The sequence below is a fragment of the Ruminococcus callidus ATCC 27760 genome (assembly GCF_000468015.1).
Taxonomy (GTDB): domain Bacteria; phylum Bacillota; class Clostridia; order Oscillospirales; family Ruminococcaceae; genus Ruminococcus_C; species Ruminococcus_C callidus.
Genome location: NZ_KI260480.1, coordinates 35,401 through 58,789, shown reverse-complemented (window position 1 = coordinate 58,789; position 23,389 = coordinate 35,401). Strand labels below are relative to the sequence as shown.

The 23,389-nt window shown below is 51.4% G+C and carries 26 protein-coding genes; 6 read left to right on the top strand and 20 right to left on the bottom strand.

The genetic code is table 11. From position 1 onward, the window contains the following. Positions 1-35: 35 nt before the first annotated feature. The 5 genes from RUMCAL_RS12830 to RUMCAL_RS12810 form a co-directional block, all read right to left on the bottom strand. Entirely contained in the window at positions 36-560 is a 525-nt protein-coding gene (locus RUMCAL_RS12830) for a nitroreductase family protein (RefSeq protein WP_021683393.1), read from the bottom strand. Between the two features lie 104 nt (positions 561-664). Continuing rightward, positions 665-1,798 (bottom strand): NAD(P)/FAD-dependent oxidoreductase, encoded by a 1,134-nt coding sequence (locus tag RUMCAL_RS12825; RefSeq protein ID WP_021683392.1) that lies wholly within the window; start codon positions 1,796-1,798, stop codon positions 665-667. A gap of 3 nt (positions 1,799-1,801) precedes the next feature. Continuing rightward, positions 1,802-2,134, bottom strand: a complete 333-nt coding sequence (locus tag RUMCAL_RS12820; protein WP_021683391.1) for a (2Fe-2S)-binding protein — start codon at positions 2,132-2,134, stop codon at positions 1,802-1,804. 20 nt (positions 2,135-2,154) lie between these two features. Then, a complete protein-coding gene (locus tag RUMCAL_RS12815; RefSeq protein ID WP_021683390.1) occupies positions 2,155-3,741 on the bottom strand; it encodes an FAD-dependent oxidoreductase in 1,587 nt (528 codons plus the stop codon). A gap of 4 nt (positions 3,742-3,745) precedes the next feature. After that, on the bottom strand, positions 3,746-4,060 hold the full coding sequence (locus RUMCAL_RS12810; protein ID WP_040648242.1) for a (2Fe-2S)-binding protein: 315 nt from the start codon (positions 4,058-4,060) through the stop codon (positions 3,746-3,748). Positions 4,061-4,754: 694 nt separating this feature from the next. On the opposite strand from RUMCAL_RS12810, the gene RUMCAL_RS12805 reads away from it, so the two are divergent. Both RUMCAL_RS12805 and RUMCAL_RS12800 read left to right on the top strand, forming a co-directional pair. Continuing rightward, a complete protein-coding gene (locus RUMCAL_RS12805) occupies positions 4,755-5,609 on the top strand; it encodes an AraC family transcriptional regulator (protein WP_021683387.1) in 855 nt (284 codons plus the stop codon). Then, positions 5,606-6,070 (top strand): YbaK/EbsC family protein, encoded by a 465-nt coding sequence (locus RUMCAL_RS12800; RefSeq protein ID WP_021683386.1) that lies wholly within the window; start codon positions 5,606-5,608, stop codon positions 6,068-6,070. The genes RUMCAL_RS12805 and RUMCAL_RS12800 overlap by 4 nt, the downstream gene beginning before the upstream one ends. 66 nt (positions 6,071-6,136) lie before the next feature. Here the strand turns inward: RUMCAL_RS12800 and RUMCAL_RS12795 are convergent, their stop codons facing one another. From RUMCAL_RS12795 to RUMCAL_RS12780, 4 genes are all read right to left on the bottom strand, one after another. After that, on the bottom strand, positions 6,137-6,388 hold the full coding sequence (locus RUMCAL_RS12795) for a hypothetical protein (RefSeq protein WP_021683385.1): 252 nt from the start codon (positions 6,386-6,388) through the stop codon (positions 6,137-6,139). Between the two features lie 9 nt (positions 6,389-6,397). After that, entirely contained in the window at positions 6,398-7,324 is a 927-nt protein-coding gene (gene cysK / locus RUMCAL_RS12790; protein ID WP_021683384.1) for a cysteine synthase A, read from the bottom strand. Positions 7,325-7,503: 179 nt separating this feature from the next. Continuing rightward, a complete protein-coding gene (locus RUMCAL_RS12785) occupies positions 7,504-8,469 on the bottom strand; it encodes a hypothetical protein (protein ID WP_040648212.1) in 966 nt (321 codons plus the stop codon). 78 nt (positions 8,470-8,547) lie between these two features. Further along, positions 8,548-8,988 carry an SMI1/KNR4 family protein gene (locus tag RUMCAL_RS12780; protein ID WP_021683381.1) on the bottom strand — a complete coding sequence of 147 codons (441 nt, stop codon included), beginning with the start codon at positions 8,986-8,988 and terminating at the stop codon, positions 8,548-8,550. Between the two features lie 194 nt (positions 8,989-9,182). On the opposite strand from RUMCAL_RS12780, the gene RUMCAL_RS12775 reads away from it, so the two are divergent. The 4 genes from RUMCAL_RS12775 to RUMCAL_RS12760 all read left to right on the top strand — a co-directional run bounded on the left by RUMCAL_RS12775 (position 9,183) and on the right by RUMCAL_RS12760 (position 12,516). Further along, a complete protein-coding gene (locus RUMCAL_RS12775) occupies positions 9,183-9,920 on the top strand; it encodes an AzlC family ABC transporter permease (RefSeq protein WP_051343868.1) in 738 nt (245 codons plus the stop codon). Beyond that, positions 9,917-10,216, top strand: coding sequence for an AzlD domain-containing protein (locus tag RUMCAL_RS12770; RefSeq protein ID WP_021683379.1), 300 nt, complete (start codon positions 9,917-9,919; stop codon positions 10,214-10,216). Before RUMCAL_RS12775 ends, RUMCAL_RS12770 begins: the two co-directional genes overlap by 4 nt. 361 nt (positions 10,217-10,577) lie before the next feature. Beyond that, a complete protein-coding gene (locus RUMCAL_RS12765) occupies positions 10,578-11,141 on the top strand; it encodes an RNA polymerase sigma factor (protein ID WP_021683378.1) in 564 nt (187 codons plus the stop codon). Further along, positions 11,107-12,516, top strand: a complete 1,410-nt coding sequence (locus RUMCAL_RS12760; RefSeq protein WP_021683377.1) for a signal peptide protein, YSIRK family — start codon at positions 11,107-11,109, stop codon at positions 12,514-12,516. The genes RUMCAL_RS12765 and RUMCAL_RS12760 overlap by 35 nt, the downstream gene beginning before the upstream one ends. A 179-nt stretch (positions 12,517-12,695) precedes the next feature. On the opposite strand, the gene RUMCAL_RS12755 is transcribed toward RUMCAL_RS12760, so the two are convergent. The 11 genes from RUMCAL_RS12755 to polA all read right to left on the bottom strand — a co-directional run bounded on the left by RUMCAL_RS12755 (position 12,696) and on the right by polA (position 23,329). Then, positions 12,696-13,580, bottom strand: coding sequence for a fumarylacetoacetate hydrolase family protein (locus RUMCAL_RS12755; RefSeq protein ID WP_040648240.1), 885 nt, complete (start codon positions 13,578-13,580; stop codon positions 12,696-12,698). Between the two features lie 44 nt (positions 13,581-13,624). Beyond that, complete coding sequence (gene sdaAA, locus RUMCAL_RS12750) at positions 13,625-14,494, bottom strand: L-serine ammonia-lyase, iron-sulfur-dependent, subunit alpha (RefSeq protein ID WP_021683374.1); 870 nt, start codon at positions 14,492-14,494, stop codon at positions 13,625-13,627. Between the two features lies 1 nt (position 14,495). After that, positions 14,496-14,855: an ACT domain-containing protein gene (locus RUMCAL_RS16800; protein WP_021683373.1), complete on the bottom strand. Its 360-nt coding sequence runs from the start codon at positions 14,853-14,855 to the stop codon at positions 14,496-14,498. A gap of 39 nt (positions 14,856-14,894) precedes the next feature. Continuing rightward, a complete protein-coding gene (locus tag RUMCAL_RS16795) occupies positions 14,895-15,164 on the bottom strand; it encodes a serine dehydratase beta chain (protein WP_341349375.1) in 270 nt (89 codons plus the stop codon). Between the two features lie 273 nt (positions 15,165-15,437). Next, positions 15,438-16,457 (bottom strand): GGGtGRT protein, encoded by a 1,020-nt coding sequence (locus RUMCAL_RS12740; RefSeq protein ID WP_021683371.1) that lies wholly within the window; start codon positions 16,455-16,457, stop codon positions 15,438-15,440. 20 nt (positions 16,458-16,477) lie between these two features. Then, positions 16,478-17,170 carry an iron-sulfur cluster assembly scaffold protein gene (locus RUMCAL_RS12735; protein ID WP_021683370.1) on the bottom strand — a complete coding sequence of 231 codons (693 nt, stop codon included), beginning with the start codon at positions 17,168-17,170 and terminating at the stop codon, positions 16,478-16,480. A gap of 387 nt (positions 17,171-17,557) precedes the next feature. Further along, positions 17,558-18,082, bottom strand: coding sequence for a hypothetical protein (locus RUMCAL_RS12730; protein WP_021683368.1), 525 nt, complete (start codon positions 18,080-18,082; stop codon positions 17,558-17,560). Beyond that, the gene (gene tsaD, locus RUMCAL_RS12725) at positions 18,082-19,113 is read right to left on the bottom strand and encodes a tRNA (adenosine(37)-N6)-threonylcarbamoyltransferase complex transferase subunit TsaD (RefSeq protein WP_021683367.1); all 1,032 of its coding nucleotides are present in this window, start codon (positions 19,111-19,113) and stop codon (positions 18,082-18,084) included. Before tsaD ends, RUMCAL_RS12730 begins: the two co-directional genes overlap by 1 nt. A gap of 73 nt (positions 19,114-19,186) precedes the next feature. Continuing rightward, a complete protein-coding gene (locus RUMCAL_RS12720; RefSeq protein WP_021683366.1) occupies positions 19,187-20,317 on the bottom strand; it encodes a DUF6688 domain-containing protein in 1,131 nt (376 codons plus the stop codon). Continuing rightward, positions 20,314-20,760, bottom strand: coding sequence for a ribosomal protein S18-alanine N-acetyltransferase (gene rimI / locus RUMCAL_RS12715; RefSeq protein WP_021683365.1), 447 nt, complete (start codon positions 20,758-20,760; stop codon positions 20,314-20,316). Before rimI ends, RUMCAL_RS12720 begins: the two co-directional genes overlap by 4 nt. After that, entirely contained in the window at positions 20,744-23,329 is a 2,586-nt protein-coding gene (gene polA, locus RUMCAL_RS12710) for a DNA polymerase I (RefSeq protein ID WP_021683364.1), read from the bottom strand. Before polA ends, rimI begins: the two co-directional genes overlap by 17 nt. Positions 23,330-23,389 lie beyond the last annotated feature (60 nt).

The window sequence follows — 23,389 nt, the reverse complement described above, 5'->3', positions numbered from 1 at the left end:
CGCCAGACGCTCTTTGTGCGGTATTGCCTTAAGTGTTAAATGCATTTATAAAATGCATGGTGTTCCTTTGGCTGAGGTTCTGCTCCGGCGGGATACCCTGCCGCCAGCGAACCGACAATGGCGTACTCTTTTCCGATACCATGTGCATCCTGCCACGCCACACCGGCATCAGAAGCAAACAGAGCATTGACGGCATAGATCCAGCAGGTACCGATGCCCAGTGATTTCGCGGCAAGAAGCATGTTCTCGATCGCCGTACAGCCGTCCTCCATGGGTGCCAGATTGGTCATCTTGGCAAATACCAGAATCACAGTAGGTGCATCGTAAAACGGGTTGTGGTCTTGATGGGCTGCCGCCTTTGCCAGCTCCGCCAGCTGTGCCAGTTCCGCCTTGCTCTGCACTGCCACGGCAATTGCCGACTGCTGATTCATGCCGCTTGGGGCTGATCGTCCGGCTTCCAGAATCGTTTCCAGTTCGTCCGGCGTGATCTGCTGCGGTGCATAGCTGCGAACGCTTCGCCGTTCCAGAATGGTATCTACGGTGGCATTATGCAGTATCATGGGATTCTCCTCCTCTCCAATTGAAAAAGGACAAAGTGCCTGTAGTATAGACGCCTTTGTCCTTGCAATGTAATGATTCGTTTTTTCAACTTACAATATATAGTTTAACCCTTTGCGTGGAAACGGTCATAGGTCAGCTGGCTGATGTCAATGGTGGTGGACTTGCCGTCCAGCATCAGTTCACTGACGGCAATGGAAACCGCCGGACTGATGCCAAAGCCATGCCCGCTGAAACCGAACGCCACAGTCAGACCCGGCACTTCCTTGATGTTGTCGATCACCGGCAGCACATCAATGCACTGGTCATACCAGCCGGACCATGTACGAACCACCTTGACATTTTCCAGGATCGGGAAATACTTGATGATACCGCGGGAGATACAGGGAGCGGTCAGGCTGTTGGTGACGAAATTATCATTGTTGGAAGTAAACGCCTGCAAGCCGCTGTTGCCGCCCAGCACAAAGGAACCGTGTTCCGACTGGTGCCCGTAAAACTCGCCGCCGGCAACGCCCAGCATAATATCGAACATCTTCGGCTGTGCCTCGGTAACCAGTACTTCATTGAACTGTCGTTCTACCGGAGCATCAATGCCTACGGTATTGGCGATACGGCGGGATTCATAGCCGGCACAGAGCAGGATCTGGTCAGCTTCATAGACACCATCGTCTGTGATGACCTTGCGGATCCGACCTTTGACCTTTTCCAGAGCCATGACCTTGACACCGGTGACGAATGTCACGCCCAGCTGCAATGCCTTGCGGTAAAAGCCCAGTGTGGCTTTCAGCGGGTTGGCGTGTCCGTCAGAGGGACACCAGCTTGCGGCAACCACTTCTTCGGACATGTACGGACAAAGCTTTCGTGCTTCGTCGCCGCTGATCATTTCCACTTCCAGCCCCAGCTTGGTGCTCTTGGCGGTGTGGTTTTCCAGCACCTTGATGTCCTTGTCCGTCAGACCCAGACGCAGGTTGCCGCCCTGATGATATTCTACATCAACGCCCAGTTCCTCGCTCAGCTGCGGCCAGATGTTCTGTACCGCGTACATTGCCAGCGGCAGTTCTTTCGGATCACGTGCAGACTGGCGGACACCGCCGGCGTTTCGGCAGGAACCGCCGTTGCCGATCTCTTTCTTTTCCAGTACCAGAACATCGACACCCCGCTTTGCCAGCCGGTAGGCTGTTGCACAGCCCATGATGCCGCCGCCAATGATGATCACATCTGCTTCTCGTTTTTCCAGCATGGCTTAGTCCTCCTTTACATCTGTCACGTTTTTGCTGAACGTCCGAATCTCTACGGGACGAACCGGTGCTCTGCCCTGAATCATGCCCAGCTCGGACGGCCGCACTTTCAGTTCCGAAGCGATAATGCCCTGCACCAGCCGCTGGCAGGTCTGCCCCTGACACAGCCCCATGCCGGAACGCAGATACCGCTTCACTTCATTGGTGGTACGCATACCGTCATACACTGCCCGACGGATCTCGCCCTTGGTGATCTCCTCACACCGGCAGATGATCATGTCATCGTCTTCCCGTTCTACAAAGGGTTCCGGATTGGCAACCCGAATCATTTTACGCATTATCCTGCACCTTCCTTTCGTCAAACCTCTGCCCGATAGAATCTTGCAGCGTGCACATATTCCAGCGGCACCTTCATCGTGACCACTGCGGTCTTGTCCATGATCGGTGTCTTTTTGATGCCAACGATCTCTGCATCGCAGACCGGCTTGCCCTGACGATCCAGAGCCTTGCCCTTATCGCCGATCTTCGGCATAGGCAGGAACTCATAGGGGAATGTCACGGAAGCAAAGCCTTCTTCATAGGTTTCGTCCACCAAGAAGATTGCCTGACCGGAGCAGGAAGCCACACACAAGCCACAGCCGGTGCACTTCTTTTCCTCATCGATTGCCGGCAGCCGTGTGATATTCTCGCCCACCTTGATGCAGCCGAAATGACATGCGTCCTGGCACGGGTTACACGGAATATTCTGGGTACACTCGATCACAGGGTGGATACCGGCTTTCTGGTAAGAAGCCGCCGGAAACTTGGAAAGTTCCTCCTCAGTCATATAACCGTGTGCCAGCAGCGTCTTGGAGATCGGATAGCCCTCATCAGTTTCCGTGAAGTCGTTTCTGCCCTTATTCTTCGGGGCAAACATGCCCTGCCGCAGCTGTCCCAGAGCCTCCTGATAGCCCTGATACTTGCTCTCAAACTCGTCTTCAGTAAGGTAGCCGGCTTTCATGCTGACGTGAGAAGCCACGCTTCGGCCCTGAATCATTGCGGAACTTGCTTCCTCGATACCGGCAACGTCACCGGCACAATAGATGCCTTCTACGGAAGTTTCGCCGTATTCGCTCAGCAGTGCCACATGACCGCCCTTCTGGGGAATCAGTTCCATATCACAGGTGGCATTGCTTGCCAGCTGAGACATTGGTGTCAGACCAACGGCAATACAAATGGTATCCACGTCCAGTTCCTTTTCCGTTCCCGGAATGGGCTGGAAGTGCTCGTCCACCTGTGCGATCACCGCACCGGTAACACGATCCGTGCCCTTTGCCTCCACAACGGTGTGGGAGAGATAAAACGGTACGCCGGTTCTTGCCAGCTTTGCCGCATGGACACCATAGCCGCCGACTCTGGGAGCCGCATCGATAATGGCTGCCACTTCACAGCCGGCTTGCAGCAGCTGGAAGCTGACGACCAGTCCCACGTTACCGGAGCCGACCATGAGAATCTTGCTGCCCGGCTGCACACCCTGAATGTTCATCATGGTCTGTGCCGCACCGGCACCGATAACACCCGGAATGTTCCAGCCCTTGAACGGGATCATGTTTTCGGCAGCACCGGTGGCGATGATAATCGCATCGCCTTTATAATGATGGACTTCACCGTTCTGCTTTACGGTGACTTCCTTATTTTCGTAGATACCCATTACGGTGGAGTCCAGTTCTACCCGAACGCCCAGATCCTCTGCCTCTTTCAGAAGCTGCTGACCAATGATAAATCCACGGGTCTTAGCATGATGCTCCTTGGAACCGAAGAACTTGTGGATCTGTTTGAACAGCTGTCCGCCGGGGCGTTGGTTTTCATCGAACACGATAACATCCATGCCGTTTTTCTTTGCTTCGATCGCTGCACTCAGACCCGCAGGTCCTGCACCGATGACGATCAATTCATGCCGTTTCATATTGTCAGTCCTCCTTCTTTGGCTCTACGCCGTATTGCGTCTGGATCTGCATGCCCGCCTCCAGAGGAGTGACACAAGTCCGCACATTGGGAACGCCGTTGACGATCATGACACAGTCGGTACATCTGCCAATGGCACAAAAAATGCCTCTGGGCTTGTGCTGCTTCGCTGTGTAGCGGTGTACCATGACGCCGGCTGCCTTTAACGCCGCAGCAATGGAATCGCCCTCATAACCAGTCAGTTCCTTTCCGTCGAAAGTAAACGTGATCTGCTTCCCTTTGTGATAGCTTTCGATAATCGGATGCTCACTAATACGCATAACGAAGACCTCCTCAATTGTCTTTCTATAGAAGCACTGGGCAGAAACGAGAAAAAGGCACATCTTCCGAATCAGATGCACCTTTGCAGCTTCGTTTTCTGTTCCTCCGGAACCGCAAATGCGTTTCTGCCGCTGTGGCTTTCGCTTTGCGTTTCCCTTGTTTCTGTACTTAGTATACACCCATTCCGGCTGGTTTTATTGAAAAAAACGGACACGCTAAAACTTAAAATAACAATTTTAGTTATCACAAACTAACCGAAATTCAACGCACAACGCCTAATATAATAAAGCGAAACTGCAAATTCAAAAACAAAAAGCAGAAATCCGCCGTGCGGGATTGACAAATAACGCCACGGTTTTTATAATAAGAATATCTTAAGGCAACACCGCACAAAGTTTGTGCGTAAGATGCACCGGAAGATTATGTGCAAAGCTGACAGGCGGTATTGCCCCAGTACATTGTAGCTTAGCTGACTTCGACAGTTATCCCTAGGGCAACACCGCGCAAAGCTTGTGCGTAAGATGCGTCGTCAGATTTTTCGGCGCAGGCATACTGCCGTATGGCAAGGGATTTCTAGGCAATATGACGAAAAATCTGCACGCAGATTGCGTGCAAAGCCGTCAGGCGGGCTTTGTGCGGTATTGCCCTAGTTTTAATTGTTACAATCGCTGGTACACCGAGAGGAGAATTCCTATGAAAAATCTGTATCAAAGCTATTCTGACTTTATGATCCGGCAGCCTTTTTTCTCATTTGATGTCAAGCACTATCAGGAGGCAGTTCAAAAAACGCCTTTTGCTGCACGATATTATCAATTCTCCACCCACAAGATCATCGACCGCACCAACGAGAACCTGTTCATGTGCTGCATTCCGGACGGCTGTGTGGACATCGTCTTTATCCGACACAACCAGCAGAACAAAATGGAACTGATCGGTTCTCCATTTTGCAGAAAATCCCTTATCGTGTATCCGCATGCAGACTATTTCGGAGTACGCCTGAAACCGGGCATGTTTTTTCCCAATCACGAGGTCTGTCTGAAAGAGATCACCAACACGGAAACCTTTGTTCCGCAGATTCCGGCAGATACCGCACTGCTGCTGGAACAGATTTTTGAAACGGATACCCTCTGGGAACGGGCACGGCTGTTCCAGGAATATCTGCTCCGATTCTCGCCGGAACAATATATAGTTGAGGAAACAGTGCAGCAAGTCTTATACCTTACCAGTCACGCCAACGGCGATGTGGAAGTCGGGGACATTGCCAAAGAAATCTGTTATTCCGAACGCCACCTCACCCGCATGTTTTCCGATGCCATGGGCTATTCCCCGAAGATGTACGCCCGCATTGCACGGTTTCAGTATGCTCTCAGCCGCATGATGGAGCATTCTGCCGATTCGGTTTCCAGTTTTATTGACCTGCTGAATTATGCCGATCAGGCTCATTTTCAACGGGAATTCAAGGAATTCACGGGCATTACGCCGAAGCACTTCACCCGTTATTATCGGAACGTCGTCTGTCCCGCGGAAAAGGAGGCGGATTTGCCATGAATGCAGATGCACTGTTGCTCTACTCCTATCTGATGCGGCAGGACATTCCCTTTACCCGCTTCTGTCACCCCGCCTATCGTGACCGGACACAGTGGATACAGAGTCTGAAAAAATCTAAGCTGGAGCCGGTTTTTCCGGTGTGCAGAGTTTTCGTCAGCACCACAGGCAGCTTCCTGCTGATGCTGGGTACAGACGCGGAAACAGTTTCCCCGCCGGAATCCTATGCTCCCGCAGAGCCGGCAGAATTACAGCAGATCTGTGAAATTTTGCACTGCCAGCCCCACACACTTTCCCCTATGGGACTGCTGTTCGACCAAGAGCACCTCTGCCGGATGCGGGCAGACAGCACATTGCGGCAATCGAAGCTGCTGTGCTTTTCGCCCTGTTCGGACACTTCCAGTGTGCTGATGACACCGGAGGCGTTTTTCCAACAGTTTCTGCCGGCATTTCAACATAAATAAAACAACAGCCGCAGGGAACGGAAATCCGGTTTCCCTGCGGCTGTTATTTGTATTATTTGTATTCTGTTAGCGTGAAAGCAGAGAGAGCACTTTTTCCTGCTCGGCTTCGCTGTACTCGTACAGTTCCATGTAGGTCTGAAGCACTTTCCGCAGTGTTTCCGATTCTGCATCGGTCAGCGGCGTGTTGGCTTTCACCTTTGTTTCCAGAGCCGTTATCTGTGCGACGGTGTACGGATAGTGCTCCGGTTCCAGTTCCAGCTGTCCCTCTATAAAATGATACAGGATCTCTGCTGGTGTGTTTGGTTTTGTTTCGCTCATAGGAACTTCTTAAGAAAACATCGGTGTGGACAGGTATCTTTCACCGGTATCCGGCAGCAGTGCCACAATGGTCTTGCCCTTGTTTTCCGGACGCTTTGCCAGCTGAATTGCTGCCCAGACAGCTGCACCGGAGGAAATGCCTACCAGCACGCCCTCGCTTCTGGCAATGGCTCTACCGATTTCGAACGCATCTTCGTTTTCTACGGCAATGACTTCATCATACACGCTGGTATCCAGTGTATCCGGCACAAATCCGGCACCGATACCCTGAATCTTATGCGGACCAGCTGTGCCCTCGGACAGCACCGGAGAACCCTTCGGTTCTACTGCAACGACCTTGACGTTGGGATTCTTGGACTTCAGGTATCTGCCCACGCCGGTAACCGTACCGCCAGTGCCTACGCCGGCAACGAAAATGTCTACTGTACCGTCTGTGTCGTCCCAGATCTCCACGCCGGTGGTCTTTTCATGCACGTCCGGATTTGCCGGATTGGTGAACTGCGACGGAATGAAGCTGTTGGGGATCTCCGCTGCCAGTTCCTTTGCCTTGGCGATCGCACCGCTCATGCCCTTGGCACCCTCTGTCAGCACCAGTTCTGCACCGTATGCTTTCATCAGGTTGCGGCGTTCAACGCTCATGGTTTCCGGCATTGCAATAATCAGACGATAGCCTCTGGCTGCCGCAATGGAAGCCAGACCAATTCCGGTATTGCCGCTGGTGGGTTCAATGATGACACTGCCCGGCTTCAGCAGACCCTTTGCCTCTGCATCATCGATCATGCCCTTGGCGATTCTGTCCTTGACGCTGCCAGCCGGATTGAAATATTCCAGCTTGCCGTAGATCTTTGCCGGCAGTCCGTCCTCTGCCTCCAGATTCGTCAGTTCCAGCAGCGGTGTTCCGCCGATCAAATCCGTGATTTTCTGATAAACTTTCATGATATGACTCCCTTTCCGGTAACTGCTACATTACCTATCTGTTTGATATGAATTATACCACATTTCTATGCAAAAGTCAAGTGATTTAGAAATCTTCTTTTTGCTTTCGTCAGGTTGCATATAGAATATGTGTTGTTTTGTTGCGTTTTGCACAGATGCCGCAAATGGATACCCTATAATCACTTTTGATAATCTATATATTTCACCATGTCAGTCCTGCACATTTTTTCAATGATCTCCTCATCATCAATAACAAGGGCTTCTATCGTTACACCATTGCATTCGCCTGTCCATACAGGTCTGTTTTCAGGTGGAGCATATATCCATTTCCCCTCGGTAAAAGCAATATAGCCACCATAATTTTCATTGCATGACACATTACTGTTATTGTATACATAGTAAAAGGCATTGCCATTTGTGTAATAATTATCCACACGAAATGTCTGGAATTCGCCTGATAGATTTGTTATTTCATCAATCACAGCGATCTCATCAGCAGATGAAAGATACTGTGAATTATCGCTGCGAATTCCGGGATCGATCAGTATTTTGGTGATTTTTCCACTTGTTGGAACAGAAGCACCTTCTGCAATAAAGGTGCCGCTATTATCTCTGCCTACAATTAGAAGATACTGCGGCGATGTATCTGAACCAACCGTATAGACTCTAGCACCATGATCTATACGTCCAATGATCCTCCTGTCATCATCTGCACAATAAAAAAGTCCGGAAAGATATTCAGTTCCATTGTAAAAGACAATATCAGTGTCCTCGTTTCCATTTAATTCAATTTTTCTGACATGAAATACTTCTTTTGCGTATTCTGACCACCCACCGAATGTGATCATCAGGCAAATTACAGCAAGGACTATGTACCATGCGATCGGTATCAGCAAATATGCTTTGCCTTTACGCAGTGTTTTCCGAAAGATATAGATATTTGAGGGCAGTGCAAGGGCAAGCCAAATGAGAAGTTCCACACAGCCCAACATGATAGAAACATCTTTCTCTGATCCTAAATCATAGCTATAGCCTTTTGCATGACCAGTTATGTTGAGATAAATCAAACCAAAGCATATCGGAAACGAAAACGCAACGCAGCTTGTCCAAATAAAATTGATGCAATATATGATTTTGCTTTTCATGCCTGCCTCCATGATTTCTCTGTTGATTTATTTTGCAAACTGGAATTTACGTATAAGGACTTCGTTATTTTTCTCTTTTCATTTTCTGTACTCGATTTTTTCTTCAAGATGTTCAAGTTCTCTTTCAATTAGTTCTGTAAGTGAGCATTTGGTTATTTCAGCATCACCTTCAAATATACAGCAAACATGATAATTTCTGTCTATACATATTATTGAACCATCTCCCACAAAATCACCTATTTTCATATAGCCTTCAAATTCTCCATATCCCAATAAGCCGCCTTCTCTAAAGGTAATTTTTTCAAACGGACAGATATTGAATGTTGAGAAATAGATACGTAAATTCATACCATTACTGAAAAGATAAAATTCTTTCAGTTCATCACAAAGCTTTACGTTGTGTGCAATCTCCCAATCAGATATTTCTTCCGCTGTCACCGGAGAATTAAATGTGTCCTTACCATTATTACTGTTACACAGAGATTTCATCTTTTGCAGTAAAGCTGTTATTTTGCTCATAACTTATCTCCTATAAATCCCGATTTTCCCAAAAACTCCCCGTTCCCGTCTTTCTTATTATACCATACCACACACAAAAACACAAGAAAATTTTACATTTTTCCTTAGAAAATCAAATGCTGAAAAAATTTGCATTTCCCGTCGGATTGTGGTATAATAAAAATTACTGTGCCGTTTTGGCTGTGACATTTTACATGAGCCTGTCCGCAGGCTCCGGAAAGGACATCATCACATTGGACAAAGCATTTCGAAAAGGCATTTTACAGGGAATCCCCATTGCATTGGGATACCTCTCCGTTTCCTTTGGATTCGGCATCATGGCAGTGCGTGCAGGGCTGTCGGTTTCTGCCGCCGTGGCAATCTCCATTACCAATGTCACCTCTGCCGGACAGGCTGCCGGCGTAGGCGTGATCGCTGCCGGCGGTTCCTATCTGGAAATGGCTCTGACTCAGCTGACCATTAACTTCCGGTATGCCCTCATGGGCTTTTCCCTGTCCCAGAAGCTGGACAAAACGTTCCGGCTCCCCCAACGCATGGCGGCGGCATTCGGCATCACCGACGAAATTTTCGCCGTAGCCTCCGCACAGTCCGGCACCATTTGCCCCGCCTACATGTACGGGCTGATCCTGATCGCATTTCTGGGCTGGACACTGGGAACACTGCTGGGGGCAGCAGCGGGACAAATTCTGCCCAAGTTTATCATTGATGCCATGGGTATCGTGCTGTACGGCATGTTCCTGGCAATCATCGTTCCGGTTTCCCGCAAGAAAAAAAGCGTGCTGGCAGTGGTCGCTCTGGCGGCGGCGTGCAGCATATTGTTCCGGTACGTGTTCACGGCGGTTTCCAGCGGCTTCGCCATTATTCTTTGTGCAGTTCTGGCATCGATATTCGGGGCGATCGTCTTTCCCATTCCGGAGGAGGAACGCACATGAGCCTGATTCTTTATATTGCCATTATGGCAGGCGTGACTTATCTGATCCGTGTTGTGCCGTTTACGGTTTTCCGGAAAAAGATCCAGAACCATTTTCTGCAAAGCTTCCTCTATTACATTCCCTACGCAGTGCTCAGTGCCATGACCATTCCTGCCATTTTCTACTCCACAGGCAACATGATCACAGCAGCCGTGGGAACAGTCGTCGCAGTTTTACTGGCGTACTGGAACCTGCCCCTGATCGTGGTGGCTCTGGCAGCCTCGGCAGCAGCTCTCGTTACAGGATTTTTTGTATGATACAAGTCCCCATATGCAAAAGGTAATCTGCATGTGGGGACTTGCTGTGTGTTCACACAAATCAATTTTCAAAATGAACTGGTAATGCATTGCACTGGCTAAAAGATTCTCCTTATGTCACAAACTGATACCGCCAGACGGTTATAATATGCAATGCAGACGGGCGAAAGACCAGTGCAGCTGTGATTTGAAGTTCTCTTAAGGCAACACCGCACAAAGCCGTCAGGCGGGCTTTGTGCGGTATTGCCTTAAAATTTTTGGAACCCTGTCACAAATCGATACCGCCAGACGGTTATGATATGCAGACGGGCGAAAGACCGATGCACAGGAATGACAGCCCGTTTCAGAAAGAGGTGAGCAAATGGCTACGCACAAAGAAAAAGAACAGGAAAAACTCAAGCTGCTCTATGACATCTACGAACAGCCCATGTATCGCATCGCTTACGCAATCCTGCATCATACAGAACAGGCGGAAGATGCTGTATCCGATGCGTTCCTCCGAATCCTAAAGAATCTGAAAAAGATCGGCGACGTTCGCAGCGAAAAAACCAAGCATTACATCATTTCGATCATTCGCAGCACAGCGATCAACCAATACCGGCAGAACCAACGGGATTCCGAACGCTATACCGTCTGGGACGACCGCATTTTGCAGGTCCCCAACCAGAAAGATGACATGGAACAGCTTCTCGCCAACATTGCACAGGAAGAATCCATTGCCGAAATGTTAGAGCCGCTAAACGACCTGGACCGGCAGATCGTCCTGATGCGGTGCGAGGAGGAGTTATCCTTTCGCGAAATTGCCGAGCGGCTCTCTATGAAAGAAGCCGCTGCAAGAAAACGCTTTGAACGTGCCAGAAAGGCAATCCAACAAAAAAAGGGGGAACTTTATGATGAAATCCGAACACAACTCTTTTCCGTATAACGACACCGAATGGAACAACATCGTCAACGACGCATTTACATCAGACGCACAGCCCCACGTTTTTTCGGAACGCTATGCCCGCCGGAAACAGCAGATGCTGCACCAGATGGAGGAAAGTCCTATGAGATCGCATAAATTCCACATGAAAAAGTCCCTGACCGCAGCCGTAGCAGTTGCCGCAGCCATCGTAGTCATCCCTACCGCTGTATATGCATCCACTCAGATCCGCGGCTATTTCCAGAACGGCGGCGGTGAGTATCAGCAGGAAATGGTGATTCCGAAGAACGACAGCGTTTCTGACCAGATCATGGCGTTGCAGGTGGGCTGGATGCCGGAAGACATGGCAACCGATCCCAGCAGCGGAAAGTACAGAGACCCCAGCGGACGCGCCATAAGTATGTTCTTCTATAAGATTGACAGTCAGGAAGCTGCTCTGACGCACACCGTCAACTACAGCGTTTCTCAGGAGACACTCACCTGCGGCAGCAATACTGTTCTCTATGCAGTGACTGACACCACGGGACTGTCCGGCAAGGATGTTTTTGACAAGGATGTCTGGGTCGCATTCCCGGATTCCAACTATGCCGTACAGCTCTATGCAACAACCGGCGTGACAAAGGAAGAAATCGAAAAGATCGCAGAAAATCTCAGTCTGACACCTTCTGACAAGGAGACAGCTGAGCTGTGGAGCGGTGAGCCGCAGGAAGAGACTGGCGGAACCGATGAGGTTTACAAGGTCGATGACTATACCATTCAGCAGATCGGTGACACCATTCGTTCGGATTTCTATGATGATGATGACAGATATTCCCGCGTCACTGTCAAGCTGGACAGCGTTTCCGTCCAGGATAACTTTGACGGACTTCCGGCAGTGGATGAAATCGGCAATCCGACAGACTACAGCCAGTATCTCAATGCGGACGGCACTGTCAAGGACGATGTACGCACATGGTACTCCCGCGGCGACGGCGTGAACACACTGGATACCAAAATCAAGGAAGAAACCGTTCCCCAGCGTGTCCTTGTGATGCATCTCACTTACACCAATGAGTGCAGCATCACACAGGAGATCTGTGTCTGCCCGAGTCTGCTCCAGAAGAACGGTGACAGACTGGATTACGGCGCGGTTGCCTGCGAGCCGACGGATGAAACCATGTACTGCAATGGCACATTGGACGACTTGAAGTATGGTGAGTTCTTCCTGTTTACCACTGACAGAGACCACAGCAAGAACAACATCACCAATGTTGCTCCGGGCGAAAGTGTCGAGGCAACTGTGGCATTCCTCATGGATGAGGACGAACTGCAAGACCTGTATGCTGACATCCTGGGCTACGGTCAGAAAACTGTAGTTTCCTTGGGCGATTTACAGTAAGCAGTTCCAGAGTGTGTTTTCATAACCTACTTGTCCATTGACAACTTTCCATTTTCTCTTTTAAGGAATGTGTCTGTGTGAACTTTCTCCACACACGGGATACGTTCCGGAAACAACGCCCCGCATGCGGTTTCATCCCTTCGCATGCGGGGCGTTTTGGTTTTTATTATTCTATTTTATTATTCTACCGGATTGATGATTTTTCCGATGCCCTCTACTTCACATTCTACCACATCGCCGTGCTTCAGATACTTCGGCGGCACGAAGCCCATACCGACACCTGCCGGCGTTCCCATGGAAATGATCGTGCCTGCGGGAATTTTCATGGCGTGGGACAGTTCCTCAATGACATAGGGAATGTTGTGGATATACAGTTCCGTGTTGCACTTCTGCCGCAGTTCCCCGTTGACTTTACAGGTGAGATTCAGCTTCGGCGGAAAGTCAAAGCTGTCTGCCGTCACAAGGCAAGGGCCCATCGGTGCAAAGCCGTCCAGACTTTTGCCGCGGAACCACTGCTTATGCCGCATCTGAATGCACCGTGCACTGACATCGTTCATAATGGTGTAGCCGAACACATAGGAAGCCGCGTCCTCCGCCCTGGCACCCTGAATGTCTTTCCGCACGACGAATGCCATTTCCACTTCGTAGTCCAGATCGGTGACAATGTCAAAGTGTCCGTTGATGCTGTCCCCCGGAGCGACTGCCTCGTTGACATGCTTGGCGAAATAGATCGGGAACTTCCGTTCGCTGCCGTATTCCTGCCCCATAACGCCTACGCTTTCCTTGGCGTGTTCGGAAAAGTTCACGCCCAGACAGATGATGTCCCGTGCCGGTCGGGGAATCGGTGCCAGCAGCTTCACCTGTTCCAGAGGGATTCCCTCTCCGGCTTTTTCCGGCAGCAGAGCCGCCGCCGTGTCCCGCTGGGCATCGGTCATCTGCACTGCCAGTTCTGCCATATCTGCAAAATCCAGCCCCAGCATGCCTACCGGCACAACCGCATCTTCTGCCGGTGTCAGCACGCCGATCTGTTCTATTCCGTTCTGTAAATAAGTCACAAGTTTCATAAATGTTTCCTCTTTCTCTTTCGGCAGCACCCACAGTGTTGCCTTTACTCTGCTCGCTCCGCAGCGATACGCTTTCCGGTAGGCGTTGCCGCCAGACCGCCTCTTGCCGTTTCCCGCAGGTCGGCAGACATGCTGCTGCCCACCTCTGCCATTGCATCAATGACTTCGTCCGGCGGAATCCGGCTGACAATACCTGCCAACGCCATATTGGCACAGGAAATGGCATTCACCACGCCCACCACATTCCGCTTGACGCAGGGCACTTCCACCAGTCCGGCAACCGGATCACACACCAGCCCCAGCAGATTCTTCAGTGCCATGGCACAGGCATTGCCGCAGGCTTCCGGTGAGCCGCCCCGCAGGTAGACCAGTGCCGCTGCTGCCATAGCCGAAGCGGCTCCGATCTCTGCCTGACAGCCGGCTTCCGCACCGGAAACCGATGCCCGCTCAGCAATGATATTTCCAAAGCCGCCGGTCACGTAGAGGGCGTGGAGCATCTCCTTCTCCGGTGTATCGGTGTATTCTTTCCGGTAGGGAATCAGCACCGCCGGAATCACCCCGCAGGAGCCGGCAGTAGGTGCTGCCACAATGCGTTTCATACAGGCATTACACTCGCTGACTTTCAGGGCGGTGGCAATGGCATCGTTGAGGTATGTCCCGCACATCATCTTGCCAGAGGACAGCATCTGAGTATACTTCTCCCCGTCCCCGCCGGAAAGCCCGCTGAGGGAACGCTGAGAACCGTCATAGCCGGCGGCGGAGTCCTGCATCACCTGCCAGAGCATTTGCATTTTCTCCAGCGAAGCCGCCCGCTGTTCCGGCGTATCTTCTTCCAGATCGCTGCAAAGGATCGCTTCCCAGATGGGCATTTTCCGGCTTGCCTCTATCAAAGCCGCAACAGACCGCAGTTCCATATCACACGTTCTCCTCTGCATTATAGCTGGTGATTTTCAGAATGCCGTCCAGTCCGCTGAGCCAGCGAACCATGTCCGGCGGTATCCGGTCGTCACACTCCAGAATCATTACCGCATAGCCGCCCTTGGTATTGCGGTACAGCTGCATGGCGGCGATATTCACGTTTTTCTGTGCCAGAACTGTGGTCACCTGTGCCACGTGTCCGGGGGTATCGGTGTTGTGTACGATAATGGTGTTGTATTCGCCGGAAAAGTCTGTCCGGATCCCGTCGATCTCGCAAATGCGAATGCGGCCGCCGCCTACGGACGAACCGATCACTTCCAGCTGGCTGCCGTGTTCTCCGACAACTTCGATCTTCACTGTGTTGGGGTGAGCTCCCCGCAGTGTACCCCTGGTGATCTAAAAGGAAAAGCCGGCTTTTTTTGCCGCTTCAAAGCTGGACGGAATCTGCGGGTCATCGGGCTTACAGCCCAGCAGTCCGGCAATCACAGCACGGTCGGTACCATGTCCCGAGCCGGTATCCGCAAACGAACCATGCAGGAGAATGTTCGCCTGCACCGGTGCTTCTCCCAGCAGCTTTCGCGTGACATAGCCGATTTTCACGGCTCCGGCAGTATGAGAACTGGACGGTCCGATCATCACCGGCCCCAGTACGTCAAATATATGCATCAGCCACACACCTCCTGCAACAGTATACCACAAAAACAGCTCTGCCGTCAATGGACTGCCGGCTTTTCCGACGGATTCCAGTTTATTTGCCGGTTTCGCTTGGGATTCTTTTTTGTTCGGGGGCGTTTTGTATTTTTTGCAGGGCTTGCTTTGGAGCGTGTATGTGGTCAAAATGTGGTCAATAAACAGCTGTAAAAACGCAAAAGGACACCCCAGCCAAAACCAGCCGAGGTGCCCTCTTTTTCTATTTACATGGAAAAACCACGCAATTTCTTAGAACTTGCCAGCCTTAGCAGCTTCTTCAACAGATACTGCAACAGCAACAGTCGCACCAACCATCGGGTTGTTGCCCATGCCGATCAGACCCATCATTTCTACATGAGCCGGAACGGAGGAAGAACCTGCGAACTGTGCATCAGAGTGCATGCGTCCCATGGTATCGGTCATACCATAGGAAGCCGGACCTGCTGCCATGTTGTCCGGATGCAGGGTACGGCCTGTACCGCCGCCGGAAGCAACAGAGAAGTACTTCTTGCCCTTTTCGATGCATTCCTTCTTGTAAGTACCAGCTACCGGATGCTGGAAACGTGTCGGGTTGGTGGAGTTACCAGTGATGGAAACGTCTACGCCTTCCTTCCACATGATTGCAACGCCTTCGGTAACGTCATTTGCACCGTAGCAGTTTACCTTTGCACGGGGGCTGTTTGCGTCCTTGGAGTAGCACTTGCGGAATACTTCCTTGACTTCGCCGGTGTAGTAGTCCATTTCGGTTTCTACATAAGTGAAGCCGTTTACACGTGCGATGATCTGTGCAGCGTCCTTGCCCAGACCGTTCAGGATAACACGCAGCGGTTCCTTACGAACCTTGTTTGCCTTTTCAGCGATACCGATCGCACCTTCTGCGGCAGCGAAGGATTCGTGACCTGCCAGAAATGCGAAGCACTTGGTATCTTCTTCCAGCAGCATCTTGCCCAGATTACCGTGGCCCAGACCAACCTTTCTCTGGTCAGCAACAGAACCCGGAATGCAGAATGCCTGCAGACCTTCACCGATTGCAGCAGCAGCGTCAGCAGCTCTGCGGCAGCCCTTCTTGATCGCAATTGCTGCACCAACGGTATAAGCCCACTTTGCGTTTTCGAAGCAGATCGGCTGAATGCCTTCTACCATCTTATATACGTCCAGACCAGCAGCCTTGGTAACTTCAGCTGCACCTTCGATGGAATCAATGCCATATTCCTTCAGAACAGCCAGAACCTGCTTTTCTCTTCTCTCATATGATTCAAATAATGCCATGGGTTGTTTCCTCCTGTTCCTTATTCTTTTCTCGGGTCAACAAACTTCACTGCATCAGCAACACGGCCATACTGACCCTGTGCCTTTTCGAAAGCAGTGTTTGCATCGTCGCCAGCCTTGATGAAGTCCATCATCTTGCCGAAGTTTACAAACTTGTAGCCGATGATCTCATCGTCTTCGTCCAGAGCGATCTTGGTAACATAACCGTCGGTCATTTCCAGATAACGCGGACCCTTCTTCAGTGTGCTGTACATGGTACCAACCTGAGAACGCAGACCCTTACCCAGATCTTCCAGACCAGCACCGATCGGCAGACCTTCTTCAGAGAACGCACTCTGTGTACGGCCGTATACGATCTGCAGGAACAGCTCACGCATAGCAGTGTTGATTGCATCACAAACGAGGTCTGTGTTCAGAGCCTCCAGAATGGTTCTGCCCGGCAGAACTTCTGCAGCCATAGCAGCGGAATGGGTCATACCGGAACATCCGATGGTTTCCACCAGAGCCTCCTGGATCACGCCTTCCTTTACATTCAGAGTCAGCTTACATGCACCCTGCTGCGGTGCACACCAGCCCACACCGTGTGTCAGACCGGAAATGTCAGAGATTTCCTTTGCCTTTACCCACTTTGCTTCCTCAGGAATCGGTGCAGCACCGTGCTGTACGCCCTGTTTTACGCAGCACATTTCGTTTACTTCGTTTGAATAAATCATGGTCAAACTCCTTTCATGATATGGCATTGTATACGATTCGCATACAGGAACTATTATACACCATCTCCCGACAAGAATCAAGCTTTTTTCTGTAAATTTCTTACCAATCGCCCTAATTTTGATTAGTTGTAGCTAACCGCAAGCCTTGGAAACTGAAAAAGGCACCTCTATTCTAAGAGGTGCCTTTCTTCTGATTTTCAACACCACAGGATTACTCTTTCCCGCGATATTTCAGCATTTTCCACTGTACAAAAATATTTTTCAGCGTGATGAATACATGACTTGCACCATTCATACCTGTCTAAAAATTGATACAGCACTCCTTCAAAAATGAAAGAGTGCTGTATGCTGTTAGGGTATATGATTTACCGCTTTGTGCTTGGAGTATTATTTTTCAATATTTACAGTTGTTGACATTTCTTCATTTCCTTCACAAGCTTTTCTGTTGACTTTCTCTATTTCTTCTGCCCAATCAGGCAGTTCATCAGCTAAATGAAAAGTTATTTTATCTCCAACGCTGATACTGTCAATAGATGATTCGGTTACTTCAGCAGTACATTTTTTCTTACCAAAATCACATTTTGCTCTCAGTAAGATTTGATTCATATCAACAAGAAAATCATTTTCCGTGAGCATATCATAATCACTAATGATAAGTCCGGAGCCATAATCAAATTCAAGACTAATATGATAGACTGTTTCAGTCGTTTTTAAAGCACCTAAACAAATATTATAGTTTCCATCGTACATAACAGAAAAAAATATATTTTGATCAGCTGTAATCCACCTTGTATCATCTTGATTTCTTGGTTTTACATCGTCATGCATATCACATGACGAAAGAATGACAAATGATACAATTGCGAGGAAAATACGAACGATTCTTTTCGCTGCTTTGTAAAACTTAGACATCACTGTCCATTTCCCATATCGCCCCAGTCGGTCAGTTCCATAGTAGCACTGGCGTTCAGGCTGGAATCGGCACGGATCCCTGCATCAAAGGCATAGGAACCGGCACAGGCGATCATGGCTCCGTTGTCGCCGCACAGGGAAAGCGGCGGCATGTACAGGGTGAAGTTCCGCTTGTCACAGGCTTTTTGCAGAGATTCCCGCACGCCGCTGTTGGCAGAAACGCCGCCGGCAATGGCAATGGTGGAATAGCCGTGCTCCACTGCCGCCCGAATGGTGTGTTCTGTCAGCACCTCGGAAATAGTCGCCTGCACCGAAGCTGCCAGATCTTCCCGACAAATGGTTTCGCCTTTCTGCTGGGCATTGTGCAGCAGGTTCACCACGGCAGTTTTTAAGCCGGAAAAGCTGAAATCATAGGCATTTTCCGCAATTTTCGGTTTTGGCAGAGAAAATGCTTTCGGGTTGCCGGACTGGGACGCTTTGTCCAGATGAATGCCGCCGGGATACGGATAGCCCATAGCACGGGCACACTTGTCGAAGCACTCCCCTGCGGCATCGTCCCGTGTCCGTCCCAGAATCCGGAATTTCGTATAGGTCAGCACTTCCACCAGATGACTGTGCCCGCCGCTGACGACCAGACAGAGATAGGGCGGCTTCAGTTCCGGATGTGCAATGTAATTCGCCGCAATGTGCCCTGCCAGATGATGCGTCGGCACAAGGGGCTTTCCGGCGGTCAGTGCCAGTCCCTTGGCGAAGTTCACGCCCACCAGCAGTGCCCCGATCAGTCCGGGGTATGCGGTCACGGCAATGCCGTCCAGTTCCGCCAATGTCACACCGGCATCGTCCAGTGCTTTCTGTACCACAGGCAGCACGTTTTCACAGTGCCTGCGGGAGGCAATCTCCGGCACAACGCCGCCGTATTGTTTATGTTCCTCTACCTGTGAGGAAACCACATTGGAGAGAATCTCCGTGTGGTTTCTGGCAACGCTCGCTGCGGTTTCATCGCAGGAGCTTTCAATTCCTAATATCAGCATAGCTGCATCTCCATTTCTGTGAACTTTATCACAATACCGCAAAGCTATAGCAGGTGCTTATCCGGTATTGCCTTTATTTTTTCTGAACGGTATACTGCCTTGCAATACGGCATTCCGGTGCAAGATCGAACAAATACAAAACCGCCGCAAACAGCCATTCCAATGGCTTCATCAGCAAATACACCAGATCCGCCCGAAACGGCGTAGTGATTTTTTGCGAAAGCGGATAGCCGTGATTATCGTAAAAATGCCGTACCAGCCGGTGCAGACGCGGCAGACGTTCCTGAAGCAGTTCTTCAAAGGCATTCGCCACGGCAAGCTGTCGGTTTACCACGATCACGGCACCACGGCGATACCCCAGCCGAAGCGGACGCACCAGTTTCCGGTGTCCGCCGGCAGCGACTGTACAGAGATAGTGTCCCTGATATTCCAAAGGAGGCGGCGGAAGCTGCTGTGAAAATGTCCAGTCCGCCGTCTGGGTAAACGCCTGAACTGTGCCGTCCACGCCCTGTCCGCAGAGAATCAGTACCACTTCCAACACTGCCGCAAGGGGCAGCACCAGCAAAAAGGCAGCCAGCCGAAAATGTGATGTCTTTTCCAAAAACTGATACAGCCGAAGCACCCAACGCCGCCGGAATACCGTCTGCTGTTCCCGCAGGAGCCTTGTCTGTCCGGCGATATGCCGGCGGATCCCCATCGCAGACAACAGCAGCAGATTGCCGTGATAAAGGTAGAAATACCAATCCAGAAACCTGTGCAGATCTACCCGTTCGGCAATCTGCACTGCCAGAAGTATCTGCATGATATTTCCCACCAGCACCCCTGCCACTGCACCGGCAGAAACCAGCGGCGGCAGCTGTTCCGGTCTGCACCAGAGCAAAAGCACCAACCCGACGACTCCCACCAAAACCGGCAGCCAGAAAGAAAGTGCATGTGCCGAGTCGATCAGATTATGTGTCTGAAAAGCATATGTCGCCTGGTCATAATCCTTTCCGCTATATTCAAACCACGCACACAACAGAAGAAAATACTCTGCCGCACCAATTCCCATGGAAAGTCCGGCGAACAGTCTGGGAGCCAGTTTTCTCCTGCCGCTGCACTCCGCAAAAAGGTTCCACAAATTCAGTGCAGTCAACGCAAACGGAGGTACAAGCAACAATGTCCAAAGCAGAAAAGCTTTCAGTTGCATTAGTAGTTCCGTCATGTTTTTTTCACCTCTCGCGTCATCAACACAGCACCCTCCTCCGGATCGCGGTAATACCGTTTCCGAAAGCCCACCTGCCGATAGCCTACGGATTCATACAGGGCAATAGCGGCGGCGTTGGACTCCCGCACTTCCAGCCAGAATTCGTTCTCCGGAAACTGCCGGTGTGCCCAGTCCAGAAGCTGTCTGCCGATACCCTGCCGCCGGAACGCCGGTACAATTGCGATGTCGTCCAGATTCACCGCATCTCCTGCCAGCGAAACTGCCACATAGCCGCAGAATTCCCCTGCCGCCCTGGCACACCAGATACGGCTGTAACAACAGCACATGGTCTGGCGGAACTGCTGTTCTGTCCACGGGTCGGGAAATGCTGCTTTCGCCAGCGACAGAATCTCCGGCAAATCGGCTTCTGCCGCCGGTACGATCTCAACCTTTTGCTGCATACCAACTCTCCCCCATGCTCACATCTGCTGTCAGGGGCACAGGGAATTTCTCCTGTTCCTCCGGCGAAAGGGTATTCCGGATCACGTCCTGCATTTCCTCGCCCAGCACTTTTCCCGCCTGTAAGGCATGCTGTTCCGGCACCTCGACGATCAGTTCATCGTGTACCTGTAAGATCAGTTTCGCGTCCGGCACGTCGCTTTGCAGCCGCCGGTACACGTAGATCATGGCAAGCTTGATAATGTCCGCCGCCGTCCCCTGAATGGGCGTGTTCATGGCGATTCGCTTTCCTGCCGCCTGTACCATTTTGTTGCTGGCGAGCAGTTCCGGCACCGGTCGGCGTCGCTGGAAATAGGTGGTCACATAGCCGTTGATGCGGGCAGTGTCCACGGTCTTTTCCATGAATGCCCCCACGCTGGGGAACTGTGCCATATAGTTCTGGATATACTGGTTCGCCTGCCGCACGGAAACGTGAATGTCCTGCGACAGGGAAAAGGCTCCCATGCCATAGAGAATGCCGAAGTTTACTGCTTTCGCCGCACTCCGCATCTCCGGTGTCACCATTTCCCGCGGCATGCCAAATACCTGTGCCGCCGTGGCTGCGTGAATATCTGCCCCGCTAAGGAATGCCTCCTGCATCTGCCGGTCGCCGCTCAGGTTTGCCAGCAGCCGCAGTTCGATCTGGCTGTAGTCTGCGTCCAGCAGCACACAGCCCTCCCGTGCCACGAAAAATTTTCGCATATTCCGCCCCAGTTCTGTGCGGACAGGAATGTTCTGGAGATTCGGCTCTGTGGAGGAGATTCGCCCTGTACGGGTTTCGGTCTGTTTGTACACCGTGTGGATTCTGCCGTCTGCCCCAACGGTTTTCAGCAATCCGTCCACATAGGTGGATTTCAGCTTGGCATACTGCCGCCATTTCAGCACATAGTCCACAATGGCATACTCTCCCCGCAGTTTTTCCAGAATGTCCGCATTGGTGGAATAGCCGGTCTTGGTCTTTTTGCCGTGGGGCAGCTGCATTTCCCCGAACAGCACTTCTCCCAGCTGCTTCGGGGAACCGATGTTGAAAGTGTGTCCGGCTTCGTCGTAGACCATTTGCTGCATTTCCTCGATCTGTTCCGACAAGTACACGCCGAAGTCCTCTACGCCCTGCCGGTCAATGGCAATGCCGTCGTGTTCCATTGCCGCCAGCACCACGGTCAGCTGCTGTTCAAAGTGCAGCAGACGGGTCATGCCCTGTTCCTCCACCAGCTTCTCCATAGCGGCGTACAGCTTCGGGAGAGCCGCCAGATCGGCATATTCACCTGCACTGCGGGGATAGGGCACATGATAGGTCACGCAGAGCCGTTCGACCTCATAGGCGGACGTGGTGGAGTTCAGCAGATACGCAGCCAGTTCCGCATCTTTTGCCGCAGGGCTGCCGCTGTCCGGCGTGATGCTCTGTGCCAGCAGAAACCGATACTGGGGCTTTGCCCCGAACGTCAGACGCGGCATCTGAAACAGCTGTTCCCACAGGGCAGTATCTGTCGAAGTGTACACCGCTTCCGGCGTGCCGGCGTGGTATACGCAGATGCGGCTGCCGTCAAACAGACAGCAGGGCAGTTCCGTTTTGTCAGCACGCCATGTGTCCAGCAGAGCCGCCGTCAAGGGCTGTTCCGTCAGAGGCTGCTGCTGTTCTGCCGGCTCTGCCGCTTCTGCTGCGGGAGCATCTGTTCCGGAAAGCTTCAGCTTTTCCAGCAGTTTTGCCATTTCCAGTTCCAGCAGCAGCCTGCGGACTTCCTCGGTCTGCACCGGCTGGGGCAGATAGTGCTGCACGTCCATGTCGATCGGCACATCGGTCACGATCGTTGCCAGCCACTTGCTCTCCTTTGCCGCGTCCTGTCCGGCAGTCAGCTTATTGTACACCGACTTGGTGAGCCCTGCCTCGTCCAGATGAGCATAGAGATTTTCCACAGTTCCCCACGCCTGAATCAGCTTGGAAGCAGTCTTCTGTCCTACGCCGGCTACACCGGAGATGTTGTCCGAACTGTCCCCCATGAGAGCTTTCAGGTCAATCAGGGACAGTGGAGCAAAACCGTACTCTTCCTGAAAACGCTCCGGCGTATAGGGAATGGTTTCCTTGTTGGTAGTAAGCCGCACTGTCACATGATCGCTGACCAGCTGCAGGCTGTCCCTGTCCCCTGTCAGGATCACACAGTCCGCATCTTGTGCCGTACATGCCGCCGCCAGCGTTCCCAGAATATCATCTGCTTCGTAGCCCTCACAGGTGATGACCGGAATTCCCAGCAGTGTCAGCAGCTGCTTCACATAGGGCAGCTGCATGGCAAATTCTTCGGGCATGCCCTTGCGGTTCGCCTTATAGGTGGCAACTGCCTTGTGACGGAACGTGGGCTTTCGCAGGTCAAATGCCACAGCCACAGCATCTGGCTGCACCTCGTCCCGATTTTTCAGGTAAATATTCATAAAGCCGAAAATGGCATGGGTAAACACGCCCTGTGTATTGCTGAGCGGACGAATCCCGTAGAATGCACGGTTCAGGATACTGTTTCCGTCAATGGCAAGTAGTTTCATGTAATCCTCCCTGTTTCACATTGGTCTAGGGCAACACCGCACAAAGAGCGTCTGGCGACT

What these genes read in the sequence shown, in the direction of transcription:
- RUMCAL_RS12830 (WP_021683393.1), bottom strand. Translation starts at nt 560, where the DNA reads ATGATACTGCATAATGCCACCGTAGATACCATTCTGGAACGGCGAAGC.
- RUMCAL_RS12825 (WP_021683392.1), bottom strand. Translation starts at nt 1,798, where the DNA reads ATGCTGGAAAAACGAGAAGCAGATGTGATCATCATTGGCGGCGGCATC.
- RUMCAL_RS12820 (WP_021683391.1), bottom strand. Translation starts at nt 2,134, where the DNA reads ATGCGTAAAATGATTCGGGTTGCCAATCCGGAACCCTTTGTAGAACGG.
- RUMCAL_RS12815 (WP_021683390.1), bottom strand. Translation starts at nt 3,741, where the DNA reads ATGAAACGGCATGAATTGATCGTCATCGGTGCAGGACCTGCGGGTCTG.
- RUMCAL_RS12810 (WP_040648242.1), bottom strand. Translation starts at nt 4,060, where the DNA reads ATGCGTATTAGTGAGCATCCGATTATCGAAAGCTATCACAAAGGGAAG.
- RUMCAL_RS12805 (WP_021683387.1), top strand. Translation starts at nt 4,755, where the DNA reads ATGAAAAATCTGTATCAAAGCTATTCTGACTTTATGATCCGGCAGCCT.
- RUMCAL_RS12800 (WP_021683386.1), top strand. Translation starts at nt 5,606, where the DNA reads ATGAATGCAGATGCACTGTTGCTCTACTCCTATCTGATGCGGCAGGAC.
- RUMCAL_RS12795 (WP_021683385.1), bottom strand. Translation starts at nt 6,388, where the DNA reads ATGAGCGAAACAAAACCAAACACACCAGCAGAGATCCTGTATCATTTT.
- cysK (WP_021683384.1), bottom strand. Translation starts at nt 7,324, where the DNA reads ATGAAAGTTTATCAGAAAATCACGGATTTGATCGGCGGAACACCGCTG.
- RUMCAL_RS12785 (WP_040648212.1), bottom strand. Translation starts at nt 8,469, where the DNA reads ATGAAAAGCAAAATCATATATTGCATCAATTTTATTTGGACAAGCTGC.
- RUMCAL_RS12780 (WP_021683381.1), bottom strand. Translation starts at nt 8,988, where the DNA reads ATGAGCAAAATAACAGCTTTACTGCAAAAGATGAAATCTCTGTGTAAC.
- RUMCAL_RS12775 (WP_051343868.1), top strand. Translation starts at nt 9,183, where the DNA reads ATGAGCCTGTCCGCAGGCTCCGGAAAGGACATCATCACATTGGACAAA.
- RUMCAL_RS12770 (WP_021683379.1), top strand. Translation starts at nt 9,917, where the DNA reads ATGAGCCTGATTCTTTATATTGCCATTATGGCAGGCGTGACTTATCTG.
- RUMCAL_RS12765 (WP_021683378.1), top strand. Translation starts at nt 10,578, where the DNA reads ATGGCTACGCACAAAGAAAAAGAACAGGAAAAACTCAAGCTGCTCTAT.
- RUMCAL_RS12760 (WP_021683377.1), top strand. Translation starts at nt 11,107, where the DNA reads ATGATGAAATCCGAACACAACTCTTTTCCGTATAACGACACCGAATGG.
- RUMCAL_RS12755 (WP_040648240.1), bottom strand. Translation starts at nt 13,580, where the DNA reads ATGAAACTTGTGACTTATTTACAGAACGGAATAGAACAGATCGGCGTG.
- sdaAA (WP_021683374.1), bottom strand. Translation starts at nt 14,494, where the DNA reads ATGGAACTGCGGTCTGTTGCGGCTTTGATAGAGGCAAGCCGGAAAATG.
- RUMCAL_RS16795 (WP_341349375.1), bottom strand. Translation starts at nt 15,164, where the DNA reads ATGCATATATTTGACGTACTGGGGCCGGTGATGATCGGACCGTCCAGT.
- RUMCAL_RS12740 (WP_021683371.1), bottom strand. Translation starts at nt 16,457, where the DNA reads ATGGCATTATTTGAATCATATGAGAGAAGAGAAAAGCAGGTTCTGGCT.
- RUMCAL_RS12735 (WP_021683370.1), bottom strand. Translation starts at nt 17,170, where the DNA reads ATGATTTATTCAAACGAAGTAAACGAAATGTGCTGCGTAAAACAGGGC.
- RUMCAL_RS12730 (WP_021683368.1), bottom strand. Translation starts at nt 18,082, where the DNA reads ATGTCTAAGTTTTACAAAGCAGCGAAAAGAATCGTTCGTATTTTCCTC.
- tsaD (WP_021683367.1), bottom strand. Translation starts at nt 19,113, where the DNA reads ATGCTGATATTAGGAATTGAAAGCTCCTGCGATGAAACCGCAGCGAGC.
- RUMCAL_RS12720 (WP_021683366.1), bottom strand. Translation starts at nt 20,317, where the DNA reads ATGACGGAACTACTAATGCAACTGAAAGCTTTTCTGCTTTGGACATTG.
- rimI (WP_021683365.1), bottom strand. Translation starts at nt 20,760, where the DNA reads ATGCAGCAAAAGGTTGAGATCGTACCGGCGGCAGAAGCCGATTTGCCG.
- polA (WP_021683364.1), bottom strand. Translation starts at nt 23,329, where the DNA reads ATGAAACTACTTGCCATTGACGGAAACAGTATCCTGAACCGTGCATTC.